The organism is Myceligenerans halotolerans (assembly GCF_054782975.1).
Map to the genome: position 1 here is coordinate 151,541 of NZ_BAAGRL010000045.1, position 23,221 is coordinate 174,761.

Annotated in this window: 16 protein-coding genes; 13 read left to right on the forward strand and 3 right to left on the reverse strand. The window is 69.2% G+C overall.

The genetic code is table 11. The features are described from left to right. Window positions 1-10 precede the first annotated feature (10 nt). Window positions 11-1,837 (reverse strand): AMP-dependent synthetase/ligase, encoded by a 1,827-nt coding sequence (locus ACYVK5_RS22435; RefSeq protein ID WP_460708196.1) that lies wholly within the window; start codon window positions 1,835-1,837, stop codon window positions 11-13. Between the two features lie 128 nt (window positions 1,838-1,965). Here ACYVK5_RS22435 and ACYVK5_RS22440 point away from each other — a divergent pair, with 128 nt between their 5' ends. The 3 genes from ACYVK5_RS22440 to ACYVK5_RS22450 all read left to right on the forward strand — a co-directional run bounded on the left by ACYVK5_RS22440 (window position 1,966) and on the right by ACYVK5_RS22450 (window position 4,387). Beyond that, window positions 1,966-2,310 carry a chorismate mutase gene (locus ACYVK5_RS22440; protein WP_460708197.1) on the forward strand — a complete coding sequence of 115 codons (345 nt, stop codon included), beginning with the start codon at window positions 1,966-1,968 and terminating at the stop codon, window positions 2,308-2,310. A gap of 208 nt (window positions 2,311-2,518) precedes the next feature. Continuing rightward, window positions 2,519-3,682 (forward strand): baeRF2 domain-containing protein, encoded by a 1,164-nt coding sequence (locus tag ACYVK5_RS22445; RefSeq protein ID WP_460708198.1) that lies wholly within the window; start codon window positions 2,519-2,521, stop codon window positions 3,680-3,682. A gap of 165 nt (window positions 3,683-3,847) precedes the next feature. Then, window positions 3,848-4,387, forward strand: a complete 540-nt coding sequence (locus tag ACYVK5_RS22450; RefSeq protein ID WP_460708199.1) for a DUF1877 family protein — start codon at window positions 3,848-3,850, stop codon at window positions 4,385-4,387. A 68-nt stretch (window positions 4,388-4,455) separates the two neighbouring features. On the opposite strand, the gene ACYVK5_RS22455 is transcribed toward ACYVK5_RS22450, so the two are convergent. Both ACYVK5_RS22455 and ACYVK5_RS22460 read right to left on the reverse strand, forming a co-directional pair. After that, window positions 4,456-4,581 (reverse strand): hypothetical protein, encoded by a 126-nt coding sequence (locus ACYVK5_RS22455; RefSeq protein WP_460708200.1) that lies wholly within the window; start codon window positions 4,579-4,581, stop codon window positions 4,456-4,458. Continuing rightward, window positions 4,578-5,096, reverse strand: coding sequence for an alpha/beta hydrolase (locus ACYVK5_RS22460; RefSeq protein ID WP_460708201.1), 519 nt, complete (start codon window positions 5,094-5,096; stop codon window positions 4,578-4,580). The genes ACYVK5_RS22455 and ACYVK5_RS22460 overlap by 4 nt, the downstream gene beginning before the upstream one ends. 252 nt (window positions 5,097-5,348) lie before the next feature. On the opposite strand from ACYVK5_RS22460, the gene ACYVK5_RS22465 reads away from it, so the two are divergent. From ACYVK5_RS22465 to ACYVK5_RS22510, 10 genes are all read left to right on the forward strand, one after another. Beyond that, window positions 5,349-6,341 carry an ABC transporter permease gene (locus ACYVK5_RS22465; protein ID WP_460708202.1) on the forward strand — a complete coding sequence of 331 codons (993 nt, stop codon included), beginning with the start codon at window positions 5,349-5,351 and terminating at the stop codon, window positions 6,339-6,341. Further along, the gene (locus tag ACYVK5_RS22470) at window positions 6,338-7,276 is read left to right on the forward strand and encodes a carbohydrate ABC transporter permease (protein WP_460708203.1); all 939 of its coding nucleotides are present in this window, start codon (window positions 6,338-6,340) and stop codon (window positions 7,274-7,276) included. Before ACYVK5_RS22465 ends, ACYVK5_RS22470 begins: the two co-directional genes overlap by 4 nt. Before the next feature lie 54 nt (window positions 7,277-7,330). Continuing rightward, on the forward strand, window positions 7,331-8,905 hold the full coding sequence (locus tag ACYVK5_RS22475; RefSeq protein WP_460708204.1) for an extracellular solute-binding protein: 1,575 nt from the start codon (window positions 7,331-7,333) through the stop codon (window positions 8,903-8,905). Window positions 8,906-9,057: 152 nt separating this feature from the next. After that, window positions 9,058-10,029 (forward strand): hydroxyacid dehydrogenase, encoded by a 972-nt coding sequence (locus tag ACYVK5_RS22480; protein WP_460708205.1) that lies wholly within the window; start codon window positions 9,058-9,060, stop codon window positions 10,027-10,029. A gap of 69 nt (window positions 10,030-10,098) precedes the next feature. After that, window positions 10,099-11,127 (forward strand): LacI family DNA-binding transcriptional regulator, encoded by a 1,029-nt coding sequence (locus ACYVK5_RS22485; protein ID WP_460708206.1) that lies wholly within the window; start codon window positions 10,099-10,101, stop codon window positions 11,125-11,127. Between the two features lie 361 nt (window positions 11,128-11,488). Then, a complete protein-coding gene (locus ACYVK5_RS22490; RefSeq protein WP_460708207.1) occupies window positions 11,489-16,879 on the forward strand; it encodes a hypothetical protein in 5,391 nt (1,796 codons plus the stop codon). Window positions 16,880-17,113: 234 nt separating this feature from the next. Beyond that, the gene (gene valS / locus ACYVK5_RS22495; RefSeq protein WP_460708304.1) at window positions 17,114-19,726 is read left to right on the forward strand and encodes a valine--tRNA ligase; all 2,613 of its coding nucleotides are present in this window, start codon (window positions 17,114-17,116) and stop codon (window positions 19,724-19,726) included. A gap of 8 nt (window positions 19,727-19,734) precedes the next feature. Next, complete coding sequence (gene serC, locus ACYVK5_RS22500) at window positions 19,735-20,859, forward strand: 3-phosphoserine/phosphohydroxythreonine transaminase (RefSeq protein ID WP_460708208.1); 1,125 nt, start codon at window positions 19,735-19,737, stop codon at window positions 20,857-20,859. A 91-nt stretch (window positions 20,860-20,950) separates the two neighbouring features. Next, entirely contained in the window at window positions 20,951-22,129 is a 1,179-nt protein-coding gene (locus ACYVK5_RS22505) for a hypothetical protein (protein ID WP_460708209.1), read from the forward strand. Window positions 22,130-22,177: 48 nt separating this feature from the next. Beyond that, on the forward strand, window positions 22,178-22,963 hold the full coding sequence (locus ACYVK5_RS22510; protein WP_460708210.1) for a sulfotransferase family protein: 786 nt from the start codon (window positions 22,178-22,180) through the stop codon (window positions 22,961-22,963). Window positions 22,964-23,221: the final 258 nt, after the last annotated feature.

The following is a 23,221-nucleotide window of genomic DNA, read 5'->3' on the forward strand; positions in this document are numbered from 1 at the left end:
CGGGAGACGGTCACGCCGGGGCGGTGGCCGGGTTCCTCTCGGCGTAGAGCTCGTCGACCACGTGGGCGAAGTCGGCGATCACCTTCGCGCGCTTCACCTTGATCGAGGGCGTGAGATAGCCGTTCTGCTCGGTGAAGTCGACGTCGAGCACGCTGACCTTGCGGATCGACTCGGCCTTGGACACGGCCTCGTTCGCGTGCTGCACGGCGGTGTCCAGCGCCTTGAGCACCGCGGGGTGCACCCGCGCCTCGGGAATGCTCAGGTTCGGCAGCCCGCGGCTCGCGCACCAGCCCGGGAGCATCTCCGCGTCGAGGGTGACGAGCGCGCCGATGAACGGGCGCTGGTCGCCGACCACCACGACCTGGCTCACGATCGGGTGCGCGCGCAGCCGGTCCTCCAGGAAAGCCGGGGCGACGTTCTTGCCGCCGGCGGTCACGATGATCTCCTTCTTGCGCCCGGTGATGCGCAGAAACCCGTCCTCGTCGACCGAGCCGAGATCACCCGTGCGGAACCACCCGCCGGCCAGGGCCTCCTCGGTCAGCTGCGGCTGATGGTGATATCCCCGGAAGATGTGCGGCCCGTGGAGCAGCACCTCGCCGTCGTCGGCGATGGCGATCGACGTGCCGGGCAGCGCCGTGCCGACGGTCCCGATCTTCGTGTGACCCGGCCGGTTGACCGACGTCGGCGCCGTGGTCTCGGTGAGCCCGTAGCCTTCGAGGATCGTGACGCCCACCCCGCGGAAGAAGTGCCCGAGCCGCTCGCCGAGCGGCGCGCCGCCGGAGACCGCCCACTGCAGGTGTCCGCCCATGGCGCCGCGAAGCTGGGCGTAGACCAGCTTGTCGGCGACCTTGTGCGCCAGGCGCAGCCCCGTGCCCGGCCCGGAGGCCGTGTCCACGGCCCGGGAGTGCGCGACGGCGACATCGGCAGCCCACGCGAAGATCCGGCGCTTCAGGCCGGAGCCCGACGCCTTCGCCTCGGCGGAGTTGAACACCTTCTCGAACACGCGCGGCACGGCGAGCAGGTAGGTGGGCGCGAACGTGCCGAGGTCGGCGGCGAGGTTCTTGATGTCCGGCGCGTGGCCGAGGACGGAGTTCCCGGCGAACACGGCGACCTCCACGAAGCGCGCGAAGACGTGCGCGAGGGGGAGGAACAGGAGCGTGCGTGACCCCGGGGTGCCGAGCATCTCGGGGATCGCCACGGCGGCGTTCATCGTCAGGTGCGCGAAGTTGCCGTGCGTGAGCTCGACGCCCTTGGGGCGGCCGGTGGAGCCGGACGTGTAGATGATCGTGGCGACGTCGTCCCGGCGGACGGCGTCCCGCCGCTCCGTGACGGCCAGCAGCGGCAGGTGCGAGCCGGCGGTGCGCAGCCCGGTCACGGCGCCGGCGTCGATGACGAGCACGTCCTCCAGCGCGGGGAGCGCGTGCCGCGTCCGCCCGATCGTCTCGGCGTGCGCCGCCGTCTCGGCGAAGATCAGCCGGACCCCGGCGTCGGAGCAGATCCACTGGACCTGGTCGGCGGACGACGTCTCGTACACCGGCACGGGGACGGCCCCGGCCGCCCAGATCGCGAAGTCGAGCAGCGTCCACTCGTAGCGCGTACGGGACATGATGCCGACCCGGTCGCCGGGTCCGATGCCGTGGGCGATCAGGCCGCGGGCCACCGCCAGGACGTCCGCCTCGAACGCGGCGGCGGAGACCGGGATCCAGGGCCCGTCGGGCGTGTCGCGGCGCTCGATCAGCGTCTCGCCTCCGGCCCGGGAGACACGGTCCCGCAAGATCGTGTTGATGCTGGTGCCCTCGGGCACATCCACCAGGACCGGCGTGGAGACGACTGTCATTGTGCTGAGCTCCGAGTATCCGAGGGGACGGGACTCGGAGACTGTACCCCCGCCGCCGTGCGTGACAGAATTCGCGTACCTGTCACTGTCGGCAGGCCGGCGGCGCCCACCGGGTTAGCCTCGTGTCCATGACCTCGGATCCTGCTGCCTCCGCGATGCCTTCGGCGATCCTGCGCCTGCGCGAGAGCATCGACAACATCGATGCCGCCCTGGTGCATCTCCTGGCAGAACGTTTCAAGCTGACCCGCCAGGTGGGAGAGCTCAAGGCGATCGGCCACATGCCGCCCGCCGACCCGACGCGCGACGCCCAGCAGATCGAGCGCCTCACGGCGATCGCCGAGGCGTCGGGTCTCGACCCGGACTTCGCCGTGCAGTTCCGGCAGTTCATCGTCAGCGAGGTCATCAGGCGTCACGAGCTGATCGCGCGCGAGCACGCGGGCGAGACCCTGCCGGAGCTCGACACCTACGCTTGAAGGGATGTCTTCTGACCGGGCGGCAGGTGGCGCAGGCCTTCCCGGTCGTGGTCTTGAGGATTCCGGGAGGGAATCCTGGTCCAGGGGTGGCGTTCGCCAGGGATTCGTCGGAGGCTGGAGGGATCGAGCAGCACCCTCGGAACCGGAGGCGGGAATGAAGATTGACTGGCTCAGGCCACTCCTCGGACATCCAGGACCATTCGCCACCGTGTATCTCGACGCGACCCCGTCCGACAAGGCGGTCGCCGACCGCGATGTCGCGAACCGGTGGCGGGCGGCGCGCAAGTCGCTGGCGGCGCAAGGCGCTCCGGACGACGTCCTGGACGGCATGGCGGAGGCGGCCCAGCGGCCCACGTGGGAGCAGGGCCTGCATGGCAGGGTCGTCATCGCCGACGACACCGGGGTCCTGGTGGACCGGGTGCTGCACGAGGCGCCGACGGCGGACCTGGCCTCGTGGTCGAACGTGCCCGAACTGCTCCAGGCGGTGCGTGCCGCGGACGAGTCGGTGGAACTGCTGGTGGTCGTGACCGACCGGAAGGGCGCGGACTTCACGCGGACCGGCGTCGGCGGCCGGGAGTACGAGGAGTACACGGCGCCGGACGACGAGATCGCGAAGACCGGGTCGACCGGCGTCAAACGTGCCCGGATCGAGTCGCGCGCCGAGGACTCGTGGGGGCGGAACGCGACGGCGATCGCGGCCGAGGTGGAGCGTTGGGTGGACGAGTCCGCTCCCGAGCTCGTGGTGCTCACGGGTGACGTGCGCACGGTGCCGGCGGTGCGGGAGGGCATCGGCCGGCCGGTCGCGGAGATCTGCGTCGAGATTCCCGGCGGGGTGCGGGGCGCACCGGCGGAGGTCGGCGGCGCGTTCGCCGACCGGGTCGCGGAGGCGCTCGACAGCTACCGCGAGCGGCGGCGCGAGCGCGTGCTCGCCGCGTTGCGCCAGAGCCTCGGGCGGGACGAGGGCGCGGTGTCGTCGGTGGACGACGTCGTCGCCGTGCTCAGCCGGGCCCAGGTGGCCGAGCTCGTGCTGTCCGAGGAGTACGGGACGGGCAACGGGCAGGCGAACGGCCGCACGCTCTGGATCGGGCCCGACCCGGTGCACATCGCGGCCGACCGGGCCGACCTGGAGGCGCTGGGCGTGCGGGACGGGCTCGAGGAGCTCCCGGCGGCGGTGGCGCTGGTGCGGGCCGCGATCGCCCAGGACGCCGGGCTCACCTTCGCCCCCGAGGGGTCGGTCCGTGTCGGCGCGGGCGGCCTCGTCGACGGCGTGGCGGCGACGCTGCGCTGGCACGACGGGCACACCCCGCACGAGTTCGCCGCCACCATGTCGGGGGACGACGTCCGGCTTCGCGGCGAGCGGATCCGCGGCTGACAGCCGCCTGACCGGTTGGTCCGGTGTGCGTCCTGTGAAGGTGATTCGCAAACGAACCCGCATGTTACGACCTTGTAAAGTCTGTCGGCGTTCAGAGGTGGTGCGGTTGGGTCTGTTCGTTATGCCCGACCCACCGGGCGACGGGAGTCGCTAGCGTGCCCGGCCATGGGGAATCACGAGGGGTACCGGCCGAGCCTCACCGCGGCGCTGAGCGGAGTCCACTGCGAATACGCACGACTCGGCGCGGACGACGCGGTCAGGGCAGCAGACGACGACGACTGGGCGGCTTCGCACGTCGAAGCTCTCGCCGACGACTGGGTGGAGCGCGACGTGCCGCCCGGCGAGGCGCAGTACTTCACCATCGGCCTCGCATGGGGCGGGCTGCACGGACTCCTGCGGGAGCACGGCGGCCTGGCGGTCGACGTCGTCCAGGGGGGTGAAGCACTGGGCGTGCCGGGGGCCATCGGGCACGCCCGCCTGCTCCCGTCCGCCGACGTCGCCACCGCGGCGGCGTTCCTGACGGGGACGCCGTTCGAGGAGCTGGCGCCGCTGTACGACGCCGCCGTCTGCGACGGATGCCCCGACCCGACCGAGCACCCGCCGGAGGAGCGCCTCGACACGCTCGCCGACGCCTACGAGGAACTCGGGCGGTTCCTCACCGGCGCCGCCGACGCGGGTGACTCGGTCGTCCTGATGCTCAACTGAGATGTCGGTGCTGCCCCGGTCACGCCACGATGACGTGGTGTGACCGGGGCGCCGGGCGGCGACGTCGGTCAGCGCCGGGCGACGTCGGTCAGGAAGTCCGTCGTCGCTCCGACGAACTCGGGGGGAGCATCGCGGCGCACGAAGTGGTCGGCGCCCGGTACGACGACGAGGCGGGCGCCGCTGTCGACGATCACCCGGCGGGATCCCGGCCGGGGTGCTCCGACCGGCCCCGGGCGACGAGGCCCGACAGGGTCATCGCCTGCCGGTCGAGCAGGTCGCGGTGCCCTCGCACCGCCACCGCCCGGTCCTGGTGGCGCGTCACCGGGAGCCGCCAGAACGGGTCCTCGAGCACGACCGCACGGACGCGGTCCGCGCGCCGGGCGGCTGCCGCCGCGGCCACCCCGCCGCCCGCCGAGTGTCCGAACAGCACGAGCGGGCCGTTGCCGTCCGCGCCGGTCGGCTGCTCGTCGAGCAGTTCGACGACGTCTCGCGTGAGCCGGTCGCCGGCGTGCAGCGCGTCCGCGGGGTCCCAGCGCGGGGAGCGGCCGTGCCCGCGGAGGTCGGGAGCGATGACGGACCATCCGGAGGCTGCCCACGCGTCGGCCGCCGACCGGAGGGTGGGCCCGCTCTCCATCATGCCGTGGACCGCGAGGATCGTGCCTCGGGCCGGGGGGTGCGCCGCGGTGCGCGTGACGTGCAGGGTGCTCACGGCGGGCAGGCTACACGCGCCGTGAAAAGTTTGGCAACGCCGTGAAACGAGTTCCGGATCTCGACGGGAGTACCGTTGCCGCCAAGACGGAACGCGCTTTCAAAAGTTTCTTGACAGCGACCGGACGAGCCCCATAGCCTCCCGGTCAGCGCCAGCACCCGCCAGCCTTCGACGACGAAGAGAGCCCGCCGTGGAACCACGTGAGCACGACACCGCGTCGCCGCTCCGCCTCCGGTCAGGAGGGGAGCGCGGATGACCACAGAGCTCGGCACCGCGAGTGAGGACCTCGCGGACACCGGCACCACCTCCCGCCGGAGCGGGAGGCGGCGCACGCCCACCTGGCGCGGGCGGGACTACGGCCTCGTGATCCTCGCCGCCCCCGCCGTCGTCCTGCTCGTGATCTTCGCCTACGGCCCGATGGCCGGGCTGGTGGTCGCCTTCCAGGACTTCAACGTCGCCGACGGCGTCTTCGGCTCCCCGTGGGCCGGCCTGAGCAACTTCGAGTTCTTCTTCACGTCCGGCAACGCCGGCCGCATCATGTGGAACACGCTGTTCCTCAACGTGCTGTTCCTGGCGGCGACCCTCGGGGCGGGCATCCTGCTCGCACTGATGCTCAACGAGATCCGCGGGCGCGTGACGAAGCGCTTCTTCCAGTCGGTGATCTTCATCCCGTACTTCGTCTCGCCGATCGTGGTGAGCATCTTCCTGCAGGCGTTCCTCGCCGGACCGGGCGGCCGGGGCGGCCTGGTCAACGACTTCCTCGGCACGTTCGGGCTGCCGGAGCTCGCCTGGTACACCGAGCCCGGCCCCTGGCCGTGGATCCTCACGGTCGTCAAGGTGTGGCAGCTCGGCGGCTACATGAGCGTCATCTTCCTCGCCGCCATCACCGCGATCCCCGAGGAGGTCTACGAGGCCGGGGTCATCGACGGTGCCAGCCGGGCCCAGATGGCGCTGCGCATCACCACCCCGCTGCTCAAGCCCACCGCCGCGATCCTGCTCGTCCTCGGCGTCGGGCGGATCTTCTACGGCGACTTCGGCACCATCTACGCGATCGTCGGCGACAACGGCACCCTCTTCGCGACGACGGACGTCATCGACACGTACGTCTTCCGCGCGCTGCGCACGTTCGGGGACTTCGGGACCACCGCCGCCATCGGGCTGTTCCAGTCGGTGGTGGGGTTCGTCCTCGTCGTCATCGCCACCCTGGTCCAGCGGCGCTATGCGAGGGAGACATCGATCCTGTGACCACCACCGAGAGCCCCCGCGTGAGCACCCCGCGCCTGCCCGACCTGCCGCGCCGGCCGGCCGACGTCCGGCGGCGCAAGGCCCCGCGCCCCGAGCCGTTCACCGTGGCCAGCTACATCGGCGTCGGTGCGTTCGGCCTCATCTGCCTGATCCCGTTCTGGATGGTCATCGCGGGTTCGCTCACCGCCGAGTCCGTGCTCTCCCAGCGCGGCTACTCCTTCTGGCCCGAGCCCATCTCCGTCGACGCGTACACGACGATCTTCGCGGGATCGCGCGTCTGGCTCTCCTACGGCGCGACGATCTTCATCACCGCCGTGGGCACCACGATCGCCGTCGCGGCCACGTCGGGCATCGCCTGGGTGATCGCCCGCGGCCTGCCGTGGGTGAGCCGGCCGCTCGCGATCTTCGCCTACATCCCCATGCTGTTCACCGGCGGCCTGGTGCCGATGTACATCCTCATCACCCAGGTGCTGCAGCTGCGGAACTCGCTGTTCGCGGTCATCCTGCCGCTGGTCATCGCGCCGTTCCTGGTCTTCGTGCAGGTGAGCTTCTTCCGGGGCACGCCTCAGGAGATCCTCGACGCCGCCCGCATCGACGGTGCCGGCGAGCTGCGCATCTTCTTCCAGATCGTGCTGCCGCTGTCGAAGCCGGTGATCGCGGTCATCGCCCTGTTCTACGCGGTGACGTTCTGGAACGAGTGGTTCCATGCCCTGCTGTTCATCAGCGAGCCCACGAGATACCCGCTGCAGCTCGTCCTGCAGAACCTGATCACGAGCGTCGCCAACGCGGCAGACCTCGGCACGACGGCGGCGGCCCCGGTCTACCAGATCCGGCTGGCCATGACCGTCATCACCATCGGACCGATTCTCCTGGCCTACCCGTTCGCCCAGCGCTACTTCGTCAAGGGACTCACGCTCGGCGCCTCGAAGGGCTGACGGCGCCCGCTACGGGCCACCCGTCCATCACGATCCGACCTGAAAGGAAACACCATGGCACAGCTCATCGACGCCGCTGGACTGTCATCGCCATTCTCCCGCCGAGGATTTCTCGCCGGGGCGGGGGTGCTGTTCGGCACTGCCACCCTCGCCGCCTGTGCCCCCGGCGGGGGAGGGCCGAGCGGCGGCAGCGCCACCTACAGCCTCCTGCTGCCCGGCGACGTCCCGGCGCAGTGGGACCGCGTCCGCGCCGCGGTCAACGCCAAGCTCAAGGCCGACCTCGGCTTCGAGTTCCGGCCCGAGTTCATCAACTGGACCAACTACGGCTCGCAGTCACTGCTGAAGTTCACCGCGCAGGAGGACTTCCAGACCGCGCTGTCCGCCCGCTGGCTGAACATCGCGCAGCTCATCGAGTCCGGCGCGCTCCAGCCGCTCGACGAGGCGCTGGAGAGCGGCAGGTACGAGAACCTCGTCGCGACCGTGGACCAGAGCGCCTTCGACGCCAACCGCTGGCCCGACGGCTCGCTCTACGGCATCCCCGCCGTCAACAGCGCGGCCCGCATCCACCACCTCATCGCCCGCGGCGACCTCGTCGACAAGCACGCACCCGGGGGCATCGAGACCTTCGACCAGCTCGAGCAGTTCTGGTACGACGTGCAGCAGAAGGAAGGACTGCCCGGGTACGTGAACCGGAACTCGCCGTTCGACGTGCTCGGCGCCCCCACCGGCGCGCTCTACGCCCAGGGCTGGGAGACGCCCGACTTCCTCCCGCTGTACTTCTCCAGCGACTCCCTCCTGTTCGTCCCGTCCCGGGGCGCCGCGTCGACCGGCTCGACCGACGCCGTGCCGTTCTGGGAGTACGAGCCCTACCTGGAGTCGTTGCACCGGGTCCGGAAGTACTACGAGGACGGCATCGTCAACGCCGACCGGCTCAACGCGGACCCGAACACCATCAAGGCGCTGTTCGACGGCGGCGGCGCCGCGACCTGCTGGGGCATCACCGACGGCGGTGACACGTCGTCGCACCTCGACGTCCTGGAGAAGGCGGTCCCGGGCGCGTCCCTGGTCAGCCTCCTGCCGTTCCGCGACGGCCGGGCGGCGAAGCCGAACCAGACGTTCCAGGCCGACAACCTCGTGGTCGTCAACGCCGGTGCGGCCGACGCGGACGCCGCCATGCAGCTCCTGGACTGGGTCTCGATCCGGGAGAACCACGACCTGCTCCAGTACGGCGAGGAGGGCACCGACTGGACGGCCGTCGGGGACGACGCCTACGAGCCCATCGGCGAGTACGCCAACTTCCCGGGCTTCGCGCTGAGCTGGCGCATCCCGCTCGAGCGCAGGTACTCGCGCATGAGCGAGAGCGAGACCGACTGGTTCGAGTGGTCGAAGGACTACGAGAACTTCACGCTCGACCCGTTCGCCTCGTTCATCCCCGACCTCAGCGAGATCGAGACGGAGCACGCCCAGATCACGGCCGCCGTGACCGAGTTCGGCAACCCGCTCTTCGCCGGCGCCGTCGCGGTGGAGGAGGGGCTGGACAAGCTGAAGCAGGCCGTCGACCAGGCGGGCCTCGCAAAGGTCCAGGAGGAGCTCAACAAGCAGGCGGACGCCTACCTGGCGGCGCAGTAGTCGGCGCGGCGAGATACCGCTGCCGAGCAGTCGGCCGGTTCGTTTCGTTGCCGTGACGCATGGCATCACTGACTGGTCGGCAGCGAGGTCCGGAACCGGATGACGGTTCGGCCGGCCCTCGCCCGTGCTGTCACCACCCTGGAAGGAGCATTGTGATCGAGTACGCAGTGGCGGTCGGATCCGACCGATTGGCCGAGCGGCTGTTCGGCCCGGAGCTCGAGGCCCTGGCCGACGTCCCCGCAGTGCGGGTCGGCGGCGTTCTCACCGAGTTCGGGTCCGACGCCGCTCGCAGCGCGCTGTCCCGGGCCGAGGTGCTGGTCACCGGCTGGGAGACACCGCGGCTGCCCGCGCCGGTGCTGCGCCGCGTGCCGCGGCTGCGCCACGTGATCCACGCGGGCGGTGACGCCCTCGGGCTGTTCCCGGACGGCGCGGACGGGATCTCCTTCGCGGATTGCGGCGTGGCCAACGCGATCCCGGTCGCCGAGTTCACGCTCGCCATGATCGTCCTGGCGAACAACGATGCGTTCCGGTCGCGTGACCTGCTCCGGGAGCGCCGTGCGTTCATCGACCGCGAGGAAGAGTTCGTGACGGCGGGGAACTACGACCGGACCGTCGGGCTCGTGAGCGCGTCCCGTACGGGCCGCGCCGTCATCGAACTCCTGCGCCCGTTCCCCAGCCTGCGGGTCCTGGTCCACGACCCGTTCCTCACGGAGCAGGAGGCGGCGTCCTTGGGGGTCGAGAAGGTGGACCTGCCCCACCTGATGCGGCACAGCGACGTGGTCAGCCTCCACGCGCCGGTGGTCCCGGAGACGATCGGCCTGCTCGACGCCGCGTTGCTGGGTCTCATGTCCGACGGCGCTACGCTGATCAACACGGCCCGCGGCGTGATCGTCGATGCGGCCGCGCTGGAGAAGGAGCTGGTCAGCGGCCGGATCAACGCGATCCTCGACGTCACGGACCCCGAGCCGCTGCCTCCCGCGTCGCCGCTGTACGACCTGCCGAACGTGTTCCTGACGCCGCACATCGCCGGCTCCATGGGCACCGAGCTGCGACGGATGGGCGACGTCGTCGCCGCGGACCTCGCCCGCTTCGCCCGGGAGGCGGCGGACGGTGCGGGCACGTGAGTGCCCGCAGGCCAGGGGATCGGGGGCCCCGATACGATTTCGTGCACGACCAGGGAGGCGAACGACGAGATGAGTGACCCGGAACGGCCCGCACGGCTGGCCGATGTGGCGCAGCTCGCGGGCGTCTCCGCCGCGACGGCGTCACGCGCGCTGAACGGTAGCGACCGCGGTGTTCGTGAGGCCAACCGGGAGCGGGTGCTCAAGGCGGCGAAGGCGCTCGGGTACACGACCAACATCGCGGCGCAGGCGGTGGCACGGGGCCGGTCGCGCGGTGTGACGCTCCTGGTCAAGGGGCTGCCGGACGACTACGCGAACCCGATCGTCGCGGGCGCGGTGGCGGCCACGCAGCGGCGCGGCCTGCCCTTCACCATGATCTCGGCCGGCACCGACCCGGCCGACCTCGTCGAGGGGGTCAATCTCGCGCGCGGCAACCGCGCGGAGATCCTCATGATCACGGGCGGGCGGGCGACGGACGACGTGACGATCCCGGACCTCGTCGAGGCGCTGCAGCGGTACGAGGCGGAGGGCGGACGCGTCGTGCTCGTCACCCAGGAGGGGCTTCCGTTCGACACCGTTGCGTACGCCAACCGCGAGGGCGGGTACGAGATGGCGACGACTCTCGTGGGGCTCGGCTACCGGGACTTCGCGGTGATCTCCGGTATGAGGCACGGCATGACGCAGCGGGACCGGACGGAGGGATTCGTCGCGGGTCTGGCCGACGCGGGCATCGAGCTGCCCGCCGACCGCATCCTCATCGGCGACTTCAACCGCGACGCGGCATACGCGCTGACGGGGGACCTGCTGCGCCGCAACGTCGCCGTGGACGCGATCTTCGCCGTCAACGACTCGATGGCCCTCGGCGTGCTGACCTTCCTGCGCGACACGGGGGACCCTCGCCGGGTGGCCGTCGCCGGGTTCGACGACATCAAGGCGCTGCGCGACGTCACGCCGTCGCTCACCACCGTGCACCTCTCCTGGGAGCAGGTGGCGGAGGAGGCGCTGACGCTCGCGGTCAGCCCGCGGACCGAGGGGCTCCGGACCCGGGTGGTCAAGGGGCACGTCATCGTGCGCGAGAGCACGCCTGCCGTGGCCCGCTGACGGGGCCCGGCACGGTTGCCGGCCGGGAAACGGGTGCGTTGCGGGGCCCGTCGTCGGCAGCAGACACCTTCCGCGCAAGGTGCCCCACCCGCCCGCGCGCGCGGAGGGTCGCTTCTCATGACGTACGGCAAGCGCGTTCCGTAGGATGCCGTGTTCTTGTCGCGCGGAGTCGGCCTGTCGGGCAGCCCTTCCTGAAAATCAGGCCTTTTCCGGCCTGATGCCCCTCTGCTACGTTGACGGCAATCGCTTTCCGTTTGTGAATGCACCCAAGGAGATCGCAATGTCGCGACCCATCCGGTTGTCTGCCGCACCCCACCAACCACCGCCTCGCCGACGGGCAGGTCCGGCGCCGCTGGTCGGAATGGCGCTCACTCTCGCTGCCGTCGCGGGAGGCCTCGTCGTGCCAACCGCGCACGCCGACGTGCCGTCGGCCGTGGCCGTGGATGCGCCCGCCGGGGCCCTCGACCACCTGGCGCTCGGCGACCCGGCGTCGGAGGACGCGCACCGCCTCGATGCCGACGGTTCGTCCGTGATCACCGGAGAGGGCGACCGACCCGCGCGCGTCGCGGAGCCCACCGACCCGCCCTCGCGGTACCTGGCCGACCTGACGTTCGAGATGACGGTCGACCCGGCGGAGCAGAACTACCTGTCGCTCACGCTGTACGGCGGTGACGCGTCGTCGTACAAGACGATGCTGCTCGTCGACGGCGAGCAGGCGCAGTACCAGAACTCCGGCGACTACCAGGCCCTGGACACCGGGACCCGGGGCGGGCTGCCCGGCAGGTTCTTCCGCACCACCACGATGCTCCCCCTGGTCTCCACGCAGGGCCACGACCGCGTGCAGGTCACGCTGCGGACCTACCACCCGAGCGTGGGGGCGACGGCGTCCACTTCGTCGCGGCCGTACCACGCCGTGACGACCCATCTCGAGCCGGAGCTGCTCCCGCGGACCGCCGACGGCGAGCTGGACACGGGCTACGCGGTGACGACGCAGGCCCGCGCGCCGATCGGCGCCGACGAGCAGCAGGCGAAGATCGACGCCTACCGGGACCGGCAGATCGCGGACTTCGACGCCCTGACCGCCAAGGCGGACGCGTCCCCCACCGCCGTGCTCTCGATCACGAGGTACGTCGAGGAACTGCGGTTCTACGCCGAGTGCCTGTCGATGGACTGGTGCCCGGCGGACACGCCGGCGGAGAAGCGCGCGGCGATCGACCGCATCCTGCGCTCGGTCGACAACTTCACGCGCCAGTACTACGGCGACGTCCGCAGCCTCGCGTCGGGCGGCCACCAGTCCGACTGGGGTGGCTACTACCGCGCGCTCGGCGAGGCGCTCTACATCGTGGAGCCGCTGCTCGCGGACCCGGAGATCATGGGGCCGGACGCGTTCGAGGCGTTCCTCGACGAGCCCTTCGTCACGAGCACCACCGACACGGCGAACAGCATCGCCGGCGTCGACCGGTCCGGCGGCGAGCTCTCCCGCCGCGAGGCGTACGAGCGGGTGCTCAAGGCGAACTACGACTTCGCGCGCTCGCGCCTGTCGTACATCTCGAACCAGGTCTACTACACCTACGAGGGCGCCTGGGAGGCGCACGAGGGACTGCGTGTCATCGGCTCGAAGTTCTTCGAGGGCACGGAGCGGAGCCACCAGATCCTCGGTGAGGCGCTCGGCATACGCCCGTTCCGCGGCGAGGAGGTGCTCGTCGGGCCCGACGGCGAGGACCTCGATCTCTACCACTCGCTGTTCTTCCACGACGGCACCGCCCAGCTCACCGACGACTACCTGCAGGTCGTGATGCGCGGCCTGGCGCGGAGCAAACTCGGCGCGGACGGTACCGTCGAGCGCCGGCTGCCCTACGGCGAGCACTACCCGATCGTCACCGCGGCCGGCCTCTACCGCGAGAACGGCTACGTCGGCAGCTACGGCGAGACGCCGAACTACAACCCGTCGTGGTTCTGGCGGCTCGCCGACCATCCCGCCGACGCGGAGTTCCGTGACGAGCTGCTCAGGCTCGCGCTGCGCAACCTGCACGCCCGCGGCCAGACCCGGTACCAGGGGACGGACGCTCAGGGGAACCGCGTGATGACGATGGACCAGGTCGTCGACTGGCGTAACCCCGCCTACCCCGGCAAGGTCGCCTACTCGACCGAACCGAACACGCCCCAGATCTTCGCGTACGCGGGCCTGGAGAAGTACCTCGCCGAGAACGCCGAGGACTACTCCGGCGACGAGTGGGAAGCCACCTGGGAGCACGCCCGCGAGGCCACCGGCTGGCTGCAGCAGGCGCTGGTGGACAACCAGGTCTTCCCCTACTTCGACGAGATCCTCTCGGAGCGCAGGTACGACCTGCGGCTGAGCGAGGAGTACGCGTTCGTCACGGGTGGCCGCGCGGACCACGAGGCGCTCGGCGAGGCCGCCGCCGGCCGGGTCCTGCCCAGCACGGAGCTCGACCGCTACACGGACGAGGAACTCGCGGCCCTCGGCGTCGACCGCGCGAGCACGCCGGACTACGCGTGGGTGGATGTCGACAACCTGTTCGTCGCGTTCCGCGACGGCGACACCCAGGTGAGCGGCACGCTCAACTTCCGGAACATGGGTGTGACCTCCTCGGCGCGGCTGCATGCCCGGACTCCGGCCACGGCGCAGCACACGCAGGTGCGCACCGAATCCGTGGTCGCGTACGAGGACACGTTCCTGCGGCCGCACAGTGTCGAGGACACGATCTTCCAGGACCGCTACACGGCGACCGGCGATCAGGTGCTCGCGATGACGGGCGAGCTGTCGCCGGTGAGCCACCAGCCCGGCGTCGGCCCGATGAACCGCGACAACTTCGCCGTGGATACGCCGTTCAGCAACTATCCCGACGTCGTCACCGCCCGCTACGGCCCGTACCTGATCGCGGTGAACACCACCCGGGAGGAGTACGGCAATGCCGCCCGGCACCGGATTGCCCTGCCCGACGACGTCGACGGGAGGGTGCGGGACCTCGTGTCCGGCAGGGACGTCAAGGTCGTCCGTGGGAGCTACGGGCTGCGGCCCTCCTCCGCCGTCGTGCTCGACCTGGGCACCGCCGCCGGCCGTCCCGAGCCCGGCCGGGTCCTGGCGATCGACGCGACGTCGGGCGCAGGCGTCGTCGGTCTCACGTGGGGCCGTTCGGCCGGGGCCACGTCGTTCGACGTGTTCCGCGGCAGCACCGCGGCGATGACCGACGCCGTCCCGGTCGCGTCCGGCGTGACCGGGCAGTCCCTCGTCGACCCGGTCCCGGAGCCCGGGCGCTACTACTACGCGGTGCTGGCGCGGAACGAGCACGGCTATGCGGGCGCGGCGCGGAACGAGCGCGGTCACGCGGGCGCGGTGCCGGATGAGCGCGGGCAACCGGGCGGTGCGGCCCGGGGCAGGTGGGCCGCCATGCGACACGTCGTCCCGGTGGCGGTGGAGGTGTCCGCTCCGGTGACGCGGGGACTGCCCGACGGCTGGCGTGACAACCGGGTCGGCGAGACCGCCGGGTCCGCGGCCGTGGACGGCGACACGGTCACCATCGCCGGTGCCACCGGGGCCGGGTTCGCGAGCGGGGACGAGGCGATCACGCCGCGCTGGAACGGCATCGGCCGCTACCAGCCCGACGGCCTGGTGCTCGCGAGCCGGCTGGTGGGCGGCAGCGTACTGGCCTCCGCGGACCTCGGGGCCGAGCCCGCCGCCGGCGCCGGCGTGGCGATCCGTCAGGATGCGGCTCCGACCAGCGAATACGTCTGGCTCGGCGCCGAGGACGGCAAGATCGTGCTACGCACCCGAACCCTCGACACGCGCGCCCACATCGGGGTGGGCATTCCCGGTCACAACTCGGGAGGCGGGACCAGGAGCCCGTACCGGGTGCCCGGTCCCGACCTCGACGCGGGGGAGTACCGCTACGTGAAGCTCGTGCGCACGGCGCACAGCCACCAGGTGGTTGCCTCCGCGTCTGCGGACGGCGAGACATGGACGGTCCTCGGCTCGGAGATCGTTCCCATGCTCGACGCCGTCCTGGCGGGCGTCAGCGTCGCCTCGGGCGAGTCGACGTTCGAGGACGTCACCGTCGAGGAACTGCCCGCGACGGCACAGGCGCTCTGGATCACCGAGGGCGAGCGCGGCGCGCACACCGTGCGCTGGACCAAGCCCGTCCGGGCCGTCGAGTACGACGTCTACCGGACGTCCGATGCCGCGGCCGCCGGGCTTGACCCGCAGGTCTCGCCCGACGGCTGGGAGAAGGTGACGACCACGCGCGGGCTGCGCCACGACGGCGTCGTGCTCGCGGGCAGCCTCACGTACGCCGTGGTGGCCCGCACCCTCGACGGGACGGTGACGACGTCGTCCACCGCCCGCGTCGAGGCCGCCGGGATCGAGGCCGTCATCGCGGACGCCCGGGCGCTCGACCCGGACGACCACGCGCCACGGAGCTGGGCCGCCTTCGTCGCCGAGCTGGACGCCGTCGAGGCGGCGTGGAACGAGGGCGACACCGACGAGGCGGCGCTCGTCCAGCGGGTCTACGACGCCGCCGAGCTGCTCCTGCCCGTGTTCCGGCACTCGTTCGAGGCGGACGAACCCGACGTCTGGCAGCTCGGCGGCCGTGCCCCCGGCACGTACACGTCGGGCATCGCCGACGACGGCGGGCACACCGGTGCTCGGTCGCTGCTGTTCACCAGCACCGACACCACCGGAGACGCCGCACACAACCTCTGGGCGCATTCGCGCAGGCAGGGCGGCGTGTCCGCGGTGACGGCGAAGCCGGCGACGGAGTACCGCGTGACCTTCCGGTACCAGCTCACCGACTACACGCCCGGCTTCCGCGTCGGGGCGTACGCCTTCTTCCGGTCGTTCTCCGGCGGGGCGGGGGTCGGCGTCGAGCAGCGCAACTGGCTGCCGGCATCGGCCGCGACCGCGCCGGGGGAGTGGGCCACGTTCGAGCGGGTCTACACCACGGAGGACGGCACGGTCGACAACATCGAGGTGCTCATCGGCCTGCGCGGCTCCGAAGGGGTGTTCCGCGTCGACGACGTCCGGGTCGAGCCGGTGGAGCCGCCCACGCTGGCCGATCAGATCGCCGGTGCCCGTGCGCTGGAGGCGTCCGGGTACACCCCGGAGAGCTGGGCCGCGTTCACGGCCGAGGTCGACCGGATCGAGGCCGCGGCGAACGCCGCGGACGCGGACCTCGAGACGCTGGCGGTCGAGCTGGAGGCCGCGCACAGCCTGCTGCTCAGCGTGTGGACCCACGGGTTCGAGGCCGACGACGCCGACGTGTGGCGGCTCGGTCGAACCTCGGAGACACCCGACACGTACACCCAGGAGATCGTCACGGGCGGCGCGTTCGCCGGTGCCCGCTCGCTGCTGTTCACCAGCGCGGACACCACCGGGTCGCATGCCTACCGGGTATGGGCGGACTCGCGGGAGCAGGCGGGCGTCTCGCCCGTCGCCGCGGAGCCGGCCACGACCTACCGCATCTCGTTCCGCTACCAGCTCACGGACTACACGCCCGCCGACGGCGTGGGAGCGTACGCGTTCTTCCGGTCATTCCTCGGGAGCAGCGGGGTCGGGACGGAGCAGCGCAACTGGTTCCCGGCGTCGGCCGCCACCGCACCGGGTGAGTGGAAGACGTTCGAGCGTACCTACACGACGGTGGACGGCGATATCGACAACATCGAGCTGCTGCTCGGGCTGCGGGGATCGTCGGGTACGTTCCGGGTCGACGACGTGCGCGTGGTCGAGACGGCCGGCTGAGACCGGCGCCGCGCGGCCGGTGGTCGGGCCGGCCGCGCGACCGGCTCGGGGGCCGGTCGCGCGGCGTTCGCCGTGGGCGCGCATCAGTGGGAAGGCGGGGCCTTGGTCGGACTGGTGTTTTGACCGGTCAGCGTCCGTGATCGTCATACGTGTGTGGTAGGCCCGCGTGCTAACCTGCTGCGGTCAACTGTTGAGCATCCGCCGTACCTGTGCGTGCCGATCCGGGCGGGCGGGATGCACGCAAACGCTAGCGAGAGAGTGTCAACCATCGTGGAAGAAGTGGGCCAGATTCCCGATCGCCCAACCCTCGACGGGTTGGAGACGAAGTGGGGGAGTCGGTGGCAGGAGGAGCGCACCTACGCGTTTCGACCTGGTACCGACCGTTCAGAGGTGTACTCGATCGACACACCGCCTCCCACCGTATCGGGTTCGCTCCACGTCGGGCACATCTTCAGCTACACGCACACGGATCTCATCGCCCGATTCCAGCGGATGCGTGGGAAGAACGTCTTCTATCCGATCGGATGGGATGACAACGGTCTGCCCACGGAACGCCGTGTCCAGAACTACTACGGTGTGCGGTGCGACCCCTCGTTGCCGTACGACCGTGAGTTCGTTCCGCCCGCGAAGCCTGACCGGAAGAAGCAGGTTCCCGTCAGCCGACAGAACTTCATCGAGCTGTGCGAAAAGCTGACGGCGATCGACGAGAAGGCGTTCGAGGACTTGTGGACGCAGGTCGGACTGAGCGTTGACTGGTCGTATTTGTACGCGACCATCTCTGACGAGTCGCGACGCATTTCCCAGCTTGCCTTCCTTCGCAATTTGGGGCGTGACGAGGCGTACCTTTCCGAAGCTCCGTCGCTGTGGGACGTCACGTTCCAGACCGCCGTTGCGCAGGCTGAGGTCGAGGCCCGGCCGTACCCTGGCACGTTCTTCGGGATCCGGTTCCGGGGCAAGGACGGCGCTCAGGACGTGACGATCGAGACCACCCGGCCCGAGCTTCTTCCGGCGTGCGTCGCCCTCCTGGTGAATCCTGCCGATGACCGGTTCAGCCACTTGGTCGGTAGCCGTGTCCTGTCTCCGCTGTTCGGTGTGGAGATTCCAGTCCTGGCGCACGCTGGCGTCGACATGGAGAAGGGCGCCGGCATCGCGATGTGCTGCACCTTCGGCGACATGTCCGATGTGCAATGGTGGCGCGAGCTTGCACTTCCGACTAGGACGATCATCGGGCGCAACGGCAGGCTCTCGCAAGAAGTGCCGGAGTGGATCCCGGAATCGGGGCACGAGAACTTCCTCAGCCTTGCCGGCAAGACCGTTCACTCCGCGCGAGAGACCATCGTGTCGCTCCTGACTGAGGACGGCAGCCTGGTCGGGGAGCCGCGGAATACCGAGCGGATGGCGAACTTCTTCGAGAAGGGCGACAAGCCCCTTGAGATCGTGTCGTCGCGGCAGTGGTACATCCGGAACGGTGGAACGGACCCGGAGCTGCGGAAGAAGTACCTCGACCTCGGTTCGGAAATGGAGTGGTCGCCGCCCTTCATGCAGCAGCGCTACGCGAGCTGGGTCGAAGGCCTCAACGGCGACTGGTTGGTCTCACGGCAGCGCTACTTCGGGGTTCCGTTCCCGATCTGGTACGCCGTCGACGAATTCGGTGAACTCAAGTACGACCAGGTTCTGACGCCGAGCGAGGACAGGCTTCCGATCGATCCCACCATCGATGTGCCGGAGGGCTACACCGCTGAGCAGCGGGGCAAGCCCGGCGGGTTCAGTGCCGACCCCGACGTGATGGACACGTGGGCCACGTCGGCAATGACCCCACAGATCGTCACCGGCTGGGAGCGCGACCCGGAACTCTTCGCGAGTACGTTCCCGATGGACCTGAACACTCATGCGCACGACATTATCCGGACCTGGCTTTTTGGACGGGTCGTCCGCTCAGTTCAGGAGAACGGGGTGCTCCCGTGGAAGCACCACATGATCTCGGGTTTCGTCGTGGACCCGGACCGCAAGAAGATGGCGAAGTCCGTCGGCAACGTGGTGGTGCCGTCTGAGGCGCTCGACAAGTTCGGTGCGGATGCTGTCCGCTGGCGTGCTGCGATGGCGCGCCCCGGCCTGGACTCTCCGTTCGACGAGTCGCAGATGAAGGTCGGCCGCAGGCTGGCGGTCAAGATCCTGAACGCGGCGAAGTTCGTGCTGACGATGAGTGCGGGTGCGAGTGGACGAGTCACCGAGCCGCTGGACCGCTCCATGCTGGCCGGGCTCCGGGCGACGATCCAGGAATCCACCGCGGCATTCGAGGCCTACGACTACACGACGGCCCTCGAGCGCGCCGAAAGGTTCTTCTGGACCTTCTGCGACGACTACCTCGAGTTGGTGAAGGAGCGCGCCTACAGCTCCCGACCGGAGGCCGATTCGGCGCGGAGCGCCCTGGCAATCGCGCTTGACGTACACGTCCGGCTCCTCGCGCCGTTCATGCCCTACGTGACGGAAGAGGTGTGGTCCTGGTCGCACGACGGCTCGGTCCACCTGGCCTCCTGGCCGACTCCGGACGAGGTCGGTGAGGCTCTGGAGGACCCCGAGCTGTTCTCGGCTGCAGGCGTCGTTCTCAGCGGGATCCGTGGCGTCAAGTCGCGGGCCAAGGTGTCCATGAAGACTGAACTTACGGAGGTCCGGGTTCAGGGCCCCGCGAAGACGCTCGTCCTTGCCAAGCAGGCAGGGGGCGATCTGGAAGAGTCCGGTCGGGTCATCGAAGGCATCGAGTGGATGGAGATCGAGTCCACTGAGATCGACGTCCAGGGATCACCGGCTGTTCCTGCCGAGGTCTCGCAGCAGGGAGAAACGGCATAGCGACCTCTGTGCCAGATCTCAAAGCGTCAACGCCCTGGGGCGGCGAAACTTCGACGGTTTCGTTCGCTCCAGGGCCGACCATGCTTCCGGCTTCGGTGAAGGAACATTTCGCGGAGTCTGTTGCCAGCTTCCGAGGTCTGAAGGTGGGCGTCCTTGAGGTTCCCCACAGGTCTGAGGCCTTCTTGGAAGAGATGGCTGACGTCCGAGCGCTCTTCAAGGACCTGCTGGCAATCCCCTCCAGCCACGAGGTGCTGATGCTGCACGGCGGCGCGCGTCGCCAGTTCGCAATGATCCCGCAGTACTTCCTCCCTCCGGGCGAAGGGATTGCCAGCTACATCTCCAGCGGCCACTTTTCCGAGTACGCGATCGCCGAAGCGAGAACCTTTGGCAGGGTCGACGTACCGGCCTCGGGCGCGGCGGACGCGTACGGAAAGCTGCCAGACGTCGAGAACCTCCAGGCTGCGGCTGGCACGCGCTACGTGCACTACACCTCGAACAACACCGAGTTCGGAACGCAGTTCGCTCATGCCCCCGCACCGTCGGATGGTGCATGGCTCGTGAGCGACGCGTCCAGCGACCTCCTGACGCGTCCTGTCGACTGGGTGTCGCACGATCTCGTGTACTCGACGACGCATAAGAATCTGGGGACGCCAGGTTTGGCGGTCGTCGTCGTTCGCCGAGATCTTCCGGATCCGGTCCGACCTGTGCCTCAAGTCGACGACTACAGGGTCCACCTCGCCACGGAGTCGCGTCACAACACGCCACCGCTGGCGACCGTCCACGTGCTGCGACTGATGCTGGAGTGGAGCGTCGACCAAGGCGGGCTCGAGGTCCTTGCCCAGCGCTCGACGCAGAGGTCTGCGGCGTTGTACGACCTGATCGACCGGTCAGAAGGGTTCTATCGGGGTCTTGCCGCTCCAGGGTCCCGATCTGCGGTGAATGTCACCTTCGCGCTGGCGACTCCCGAACTGGAGCGGCGTTTCGTGGTGGAGGCGGAGGCGTGCGGCATGGTCGGTCTCCTTGGCTACCGGAGGGTTGGCCATCTGAGAGCGTCTCTCTTCAACCCTGTCCCTCAAGCCGGCGTGGACCGGCTTATCAACTTCATGAAGGAGTTCCGCCGGGACCATGGATGAGCGTCGGAGGACGAACCAAGTGTCTAGCTCGGCTCAAACACATCCCCCGACGAGAGGAGCGCAGCTCCCTCCCGGGCTCCGGGTTTCGGAGATGCTCGAAACGCGAGTGGTCGATCCAGAAATGGTACGGGAGCTGACTCGCGCTTTTTCTCCTGTGCCGGCCGCGATCGGCGCAGTATTGATGGGAAGTCGGTCGCGGGGCTACGTGCATCGCAACAGCAATGCAGATGTTGTTCTGTTGCTTGACAAGCTGACGGAAGATGCAGCGGTCGCCATCCAACGCGCGCGCGACTCCGCGCAGCAGGTTTTGGGATACCCCATCAGCGTCAACTGTCATACGCTCGGTGACGCCGATCCGTCACTGGCGGACGATCATCTCTTCATGCACAAGAATAGGGCTTCGCTCTACATCTTGCAGGCCAGCCGCACTGCGATACCGCTCTTTGGGCGAAACATCTTCAGCGAGTTTCCTGAGCCTGAACCGCGCGAGACGCGTGCCGAAGCCATCAGGGTCGTGGCATCCTTCCTTTACCTGATGCGCAAGTTTGTCTTTGACGAAAAACTCGCACCGCATGGTAAGGCGGAGTTCGTACGCGGACCACTCATCTGCATGGAGTATGTCGCCATCTTCTATGGCTTCTTGGCGTTGGGGTGGCGCGATGCACTGGACTTTCTTACGGAGCGGGCGCTATTGCCGCACGAGACGCTCACGCTCCTCGAACAGCTCGGCGAGCGGAAGAGGGCGTCCGCCTACGCGGACCTGACTGTCACCGACGTCGTCCAGGGGATCAGTGCGATGGAGGGGATCCACCAGCAACTCGTCGACGACTATCGGACCTCGGGCCGGACCGACATCCGTTGGGTCGATGGACATGCTGGCCTGCACTGGGACCTGGCAGCCCCGCGCGTAGGCATGGTCCTCAGCGACACGGGAAGGATCTTCCTGAGGCCGCACGGTGAAGTGCAAGCCTCGCAAGAACGGATGAGCCTGGTCTTGGGCTTCGCCGAGTCAGCTGACCTGAGCGTGAACGCAGCGAAATTCGCCGTGGAACACGGGGCGGCCGGACGCGTCGTGATACCCCGAGCTGAGCCGATTCTTGTCGGGGGCGGCGCATATCTGATCTGCGACACCGAAGACGGGGCGTCGAGTCCGTCTCGATTCGAGTGTATCGACCCTCGCGAAATCGCCGGGCGCACTGACATTGACGCTGAGAGCAAGGAGATCATCGAGGCGCTCGTTCCGATGCTGCGCGCTATGCAGAAGGAGTAGCCGGCATCGTCAGACCCTCTTCCTGATGATCCAGCTACGGGAGCGTACATGAATTCATCTGTACCGATCTTCGTTGTCGGCAGCCCACGGTCCGGCACTTCCATGATGGGTGCATTGCTCGGCAGCGCATCGAACGTTCACCATCTGGGTGAGCTGGCCGGTGTCTATCTGGTGTGGAACAAATTGAGGTGGGGTCGTTCACTCGCACCGGCGAAAGCGGACTATCAGCGGTTCCTAGCGCAATCCACGGCAGAGTTCTATCGAACGACGAGCCCGGCCCAATTCTGCTGCGACTCAGACCCCTGGAATCTTCTTGCGGTCGATGATATCTTGGAGGTGCTGCCCGAGGCGCGCTTTCTTCTGTGTTTCAGGGAATTGCCTGGAGTGTGTGCGAGTTTGGAGCGCTCCTATGGCCAGGGGTTTGCGTGGGCAGGTCCCAATACTTCGGACCGTGTCGATTTGTGGATCCGCTTCTACCGCAACCTCGAGAAGCTGCCGGCTGAGAGCACCCGTGTTTTCCGCTACGACGAATTTGCCGCCGACCCAGCAGGGGGCTGGCCAGCCCTGAGATCCTCGCTCACATCGTTGGGCGTCTCTGGTGTGGACCCGACCGTCCTGACCGTCTCGCATGCCACCGGGGAAGCAACGCGCCCGACGTTCGCGGAGCGGAGCGCTTCGGGCAGTGTTGAGTTCCGATCCGACTCGCGGGAGTCCGTGCCAGCACTGACTCTGCGCGAAGATCGGGAGGAAGCCGTCGCCGAAGTCCATGCTGCGCTTGCCCTACTCGACGCAGACGACGGTGGGAATGGACGCCGCGGTGGCCGGTGGCGGTGAGGCAAGGCGGGCGGGTCTGTTCAGTCCTCTCTTACTGGGCCACCTACCGGACAGAACCTCTGCGGGCGGGTCGCGCCTCCCTCGTCCGGGTGCTTGGCCGCCTGCAGTCCGTGCCTGGGCCCTCCGCGGAAGTTAGTGGCATCCGGGTGTGGGTCGGCCGACAAGAGGCGCTCAACAGGGCCGTGGCCGTATCCTGCCTACTGTGACCTGTGGTGACGCGCGAGAATTGAACTCCTGGGGCTGCCCTCTACGAGCGCG

Excerpts from the sequence above, each read along its gene's own strand:
- ACYVK5_RS22435 (WP_460708196.1), bottom strand. The coding sequence starts at position 1,837 with ATGACAGTCGTCTCCACGCCGGTCCTGGTGGATGTGCCCGAGGGCACC.
- ACYVK5_RS22465 (WP_460708202.1), top strand. The coding sequence starts at position 5,349 with ATGACCACAGAGCTCGGCACCGCGAGTGAGGACCTCGCGGACACCGGC.
- ACYVK5_RS22490 (WP_460708207.1), top strand. The coding sequence starts at position 11,489 with ATGGCGCTCACTCTCGCTGCCGTCGCGGGAGGCCTCGTCGTGCCAACC.
- ACYVK5_RS22475 (WP_460708204.1), top strand. The coding sequence starts at position 7,331 with ATGGCACAGCTCATCGACGCCGCTGGACTGTCATCGCCATTCTCCCGC.
- ACYVK5_RS22505 (WP_460708209.1), top strand. The coding sequence starts at position 20,951 with ATGCTCGAAACGCGAGTGGTCGATCCAGAAATGGTACGGGAGCTGACT.
- ACYVK5_RS22440 (WP_460708197.1), top strand. The coding sequence starts at position 1,966 with ATGACCTCGGATCCTGCTGCCTCCGCGATGCCTTCGGCGATCCTGCGC.
- ACYVK5_RS22510 (WP_460708210.1), top strand. The coding sequence starts at position 22,178 with ATGAATTCATCTGTACCGATCTTCGTTGTCGGCAGCCCACGGTCCGGC.
- valS (WP_460708304.1), top strand. The coding sequence starts at position 17,114 with ATGCACGCAAACGCTAGCGAGAGAGTGTCAACCATCGTGGAAGAAGTG.
- ACYVK5_RS22450 (WP_460708199.1), top strand. The coding sequence starts at position 3,848 with ATGGGGAATCACGAGGGGTACCGGCCGAGCCTCACCGCGGCGCTGAGC.
- ACYVK5_RS22485 (WP_460708206.1), top strand. The coding sequence starts at position 10,099 with ATGAGTGACCCGGAACGGCCCGCACGGCTGGCCGATGTGGCGCAGCTC.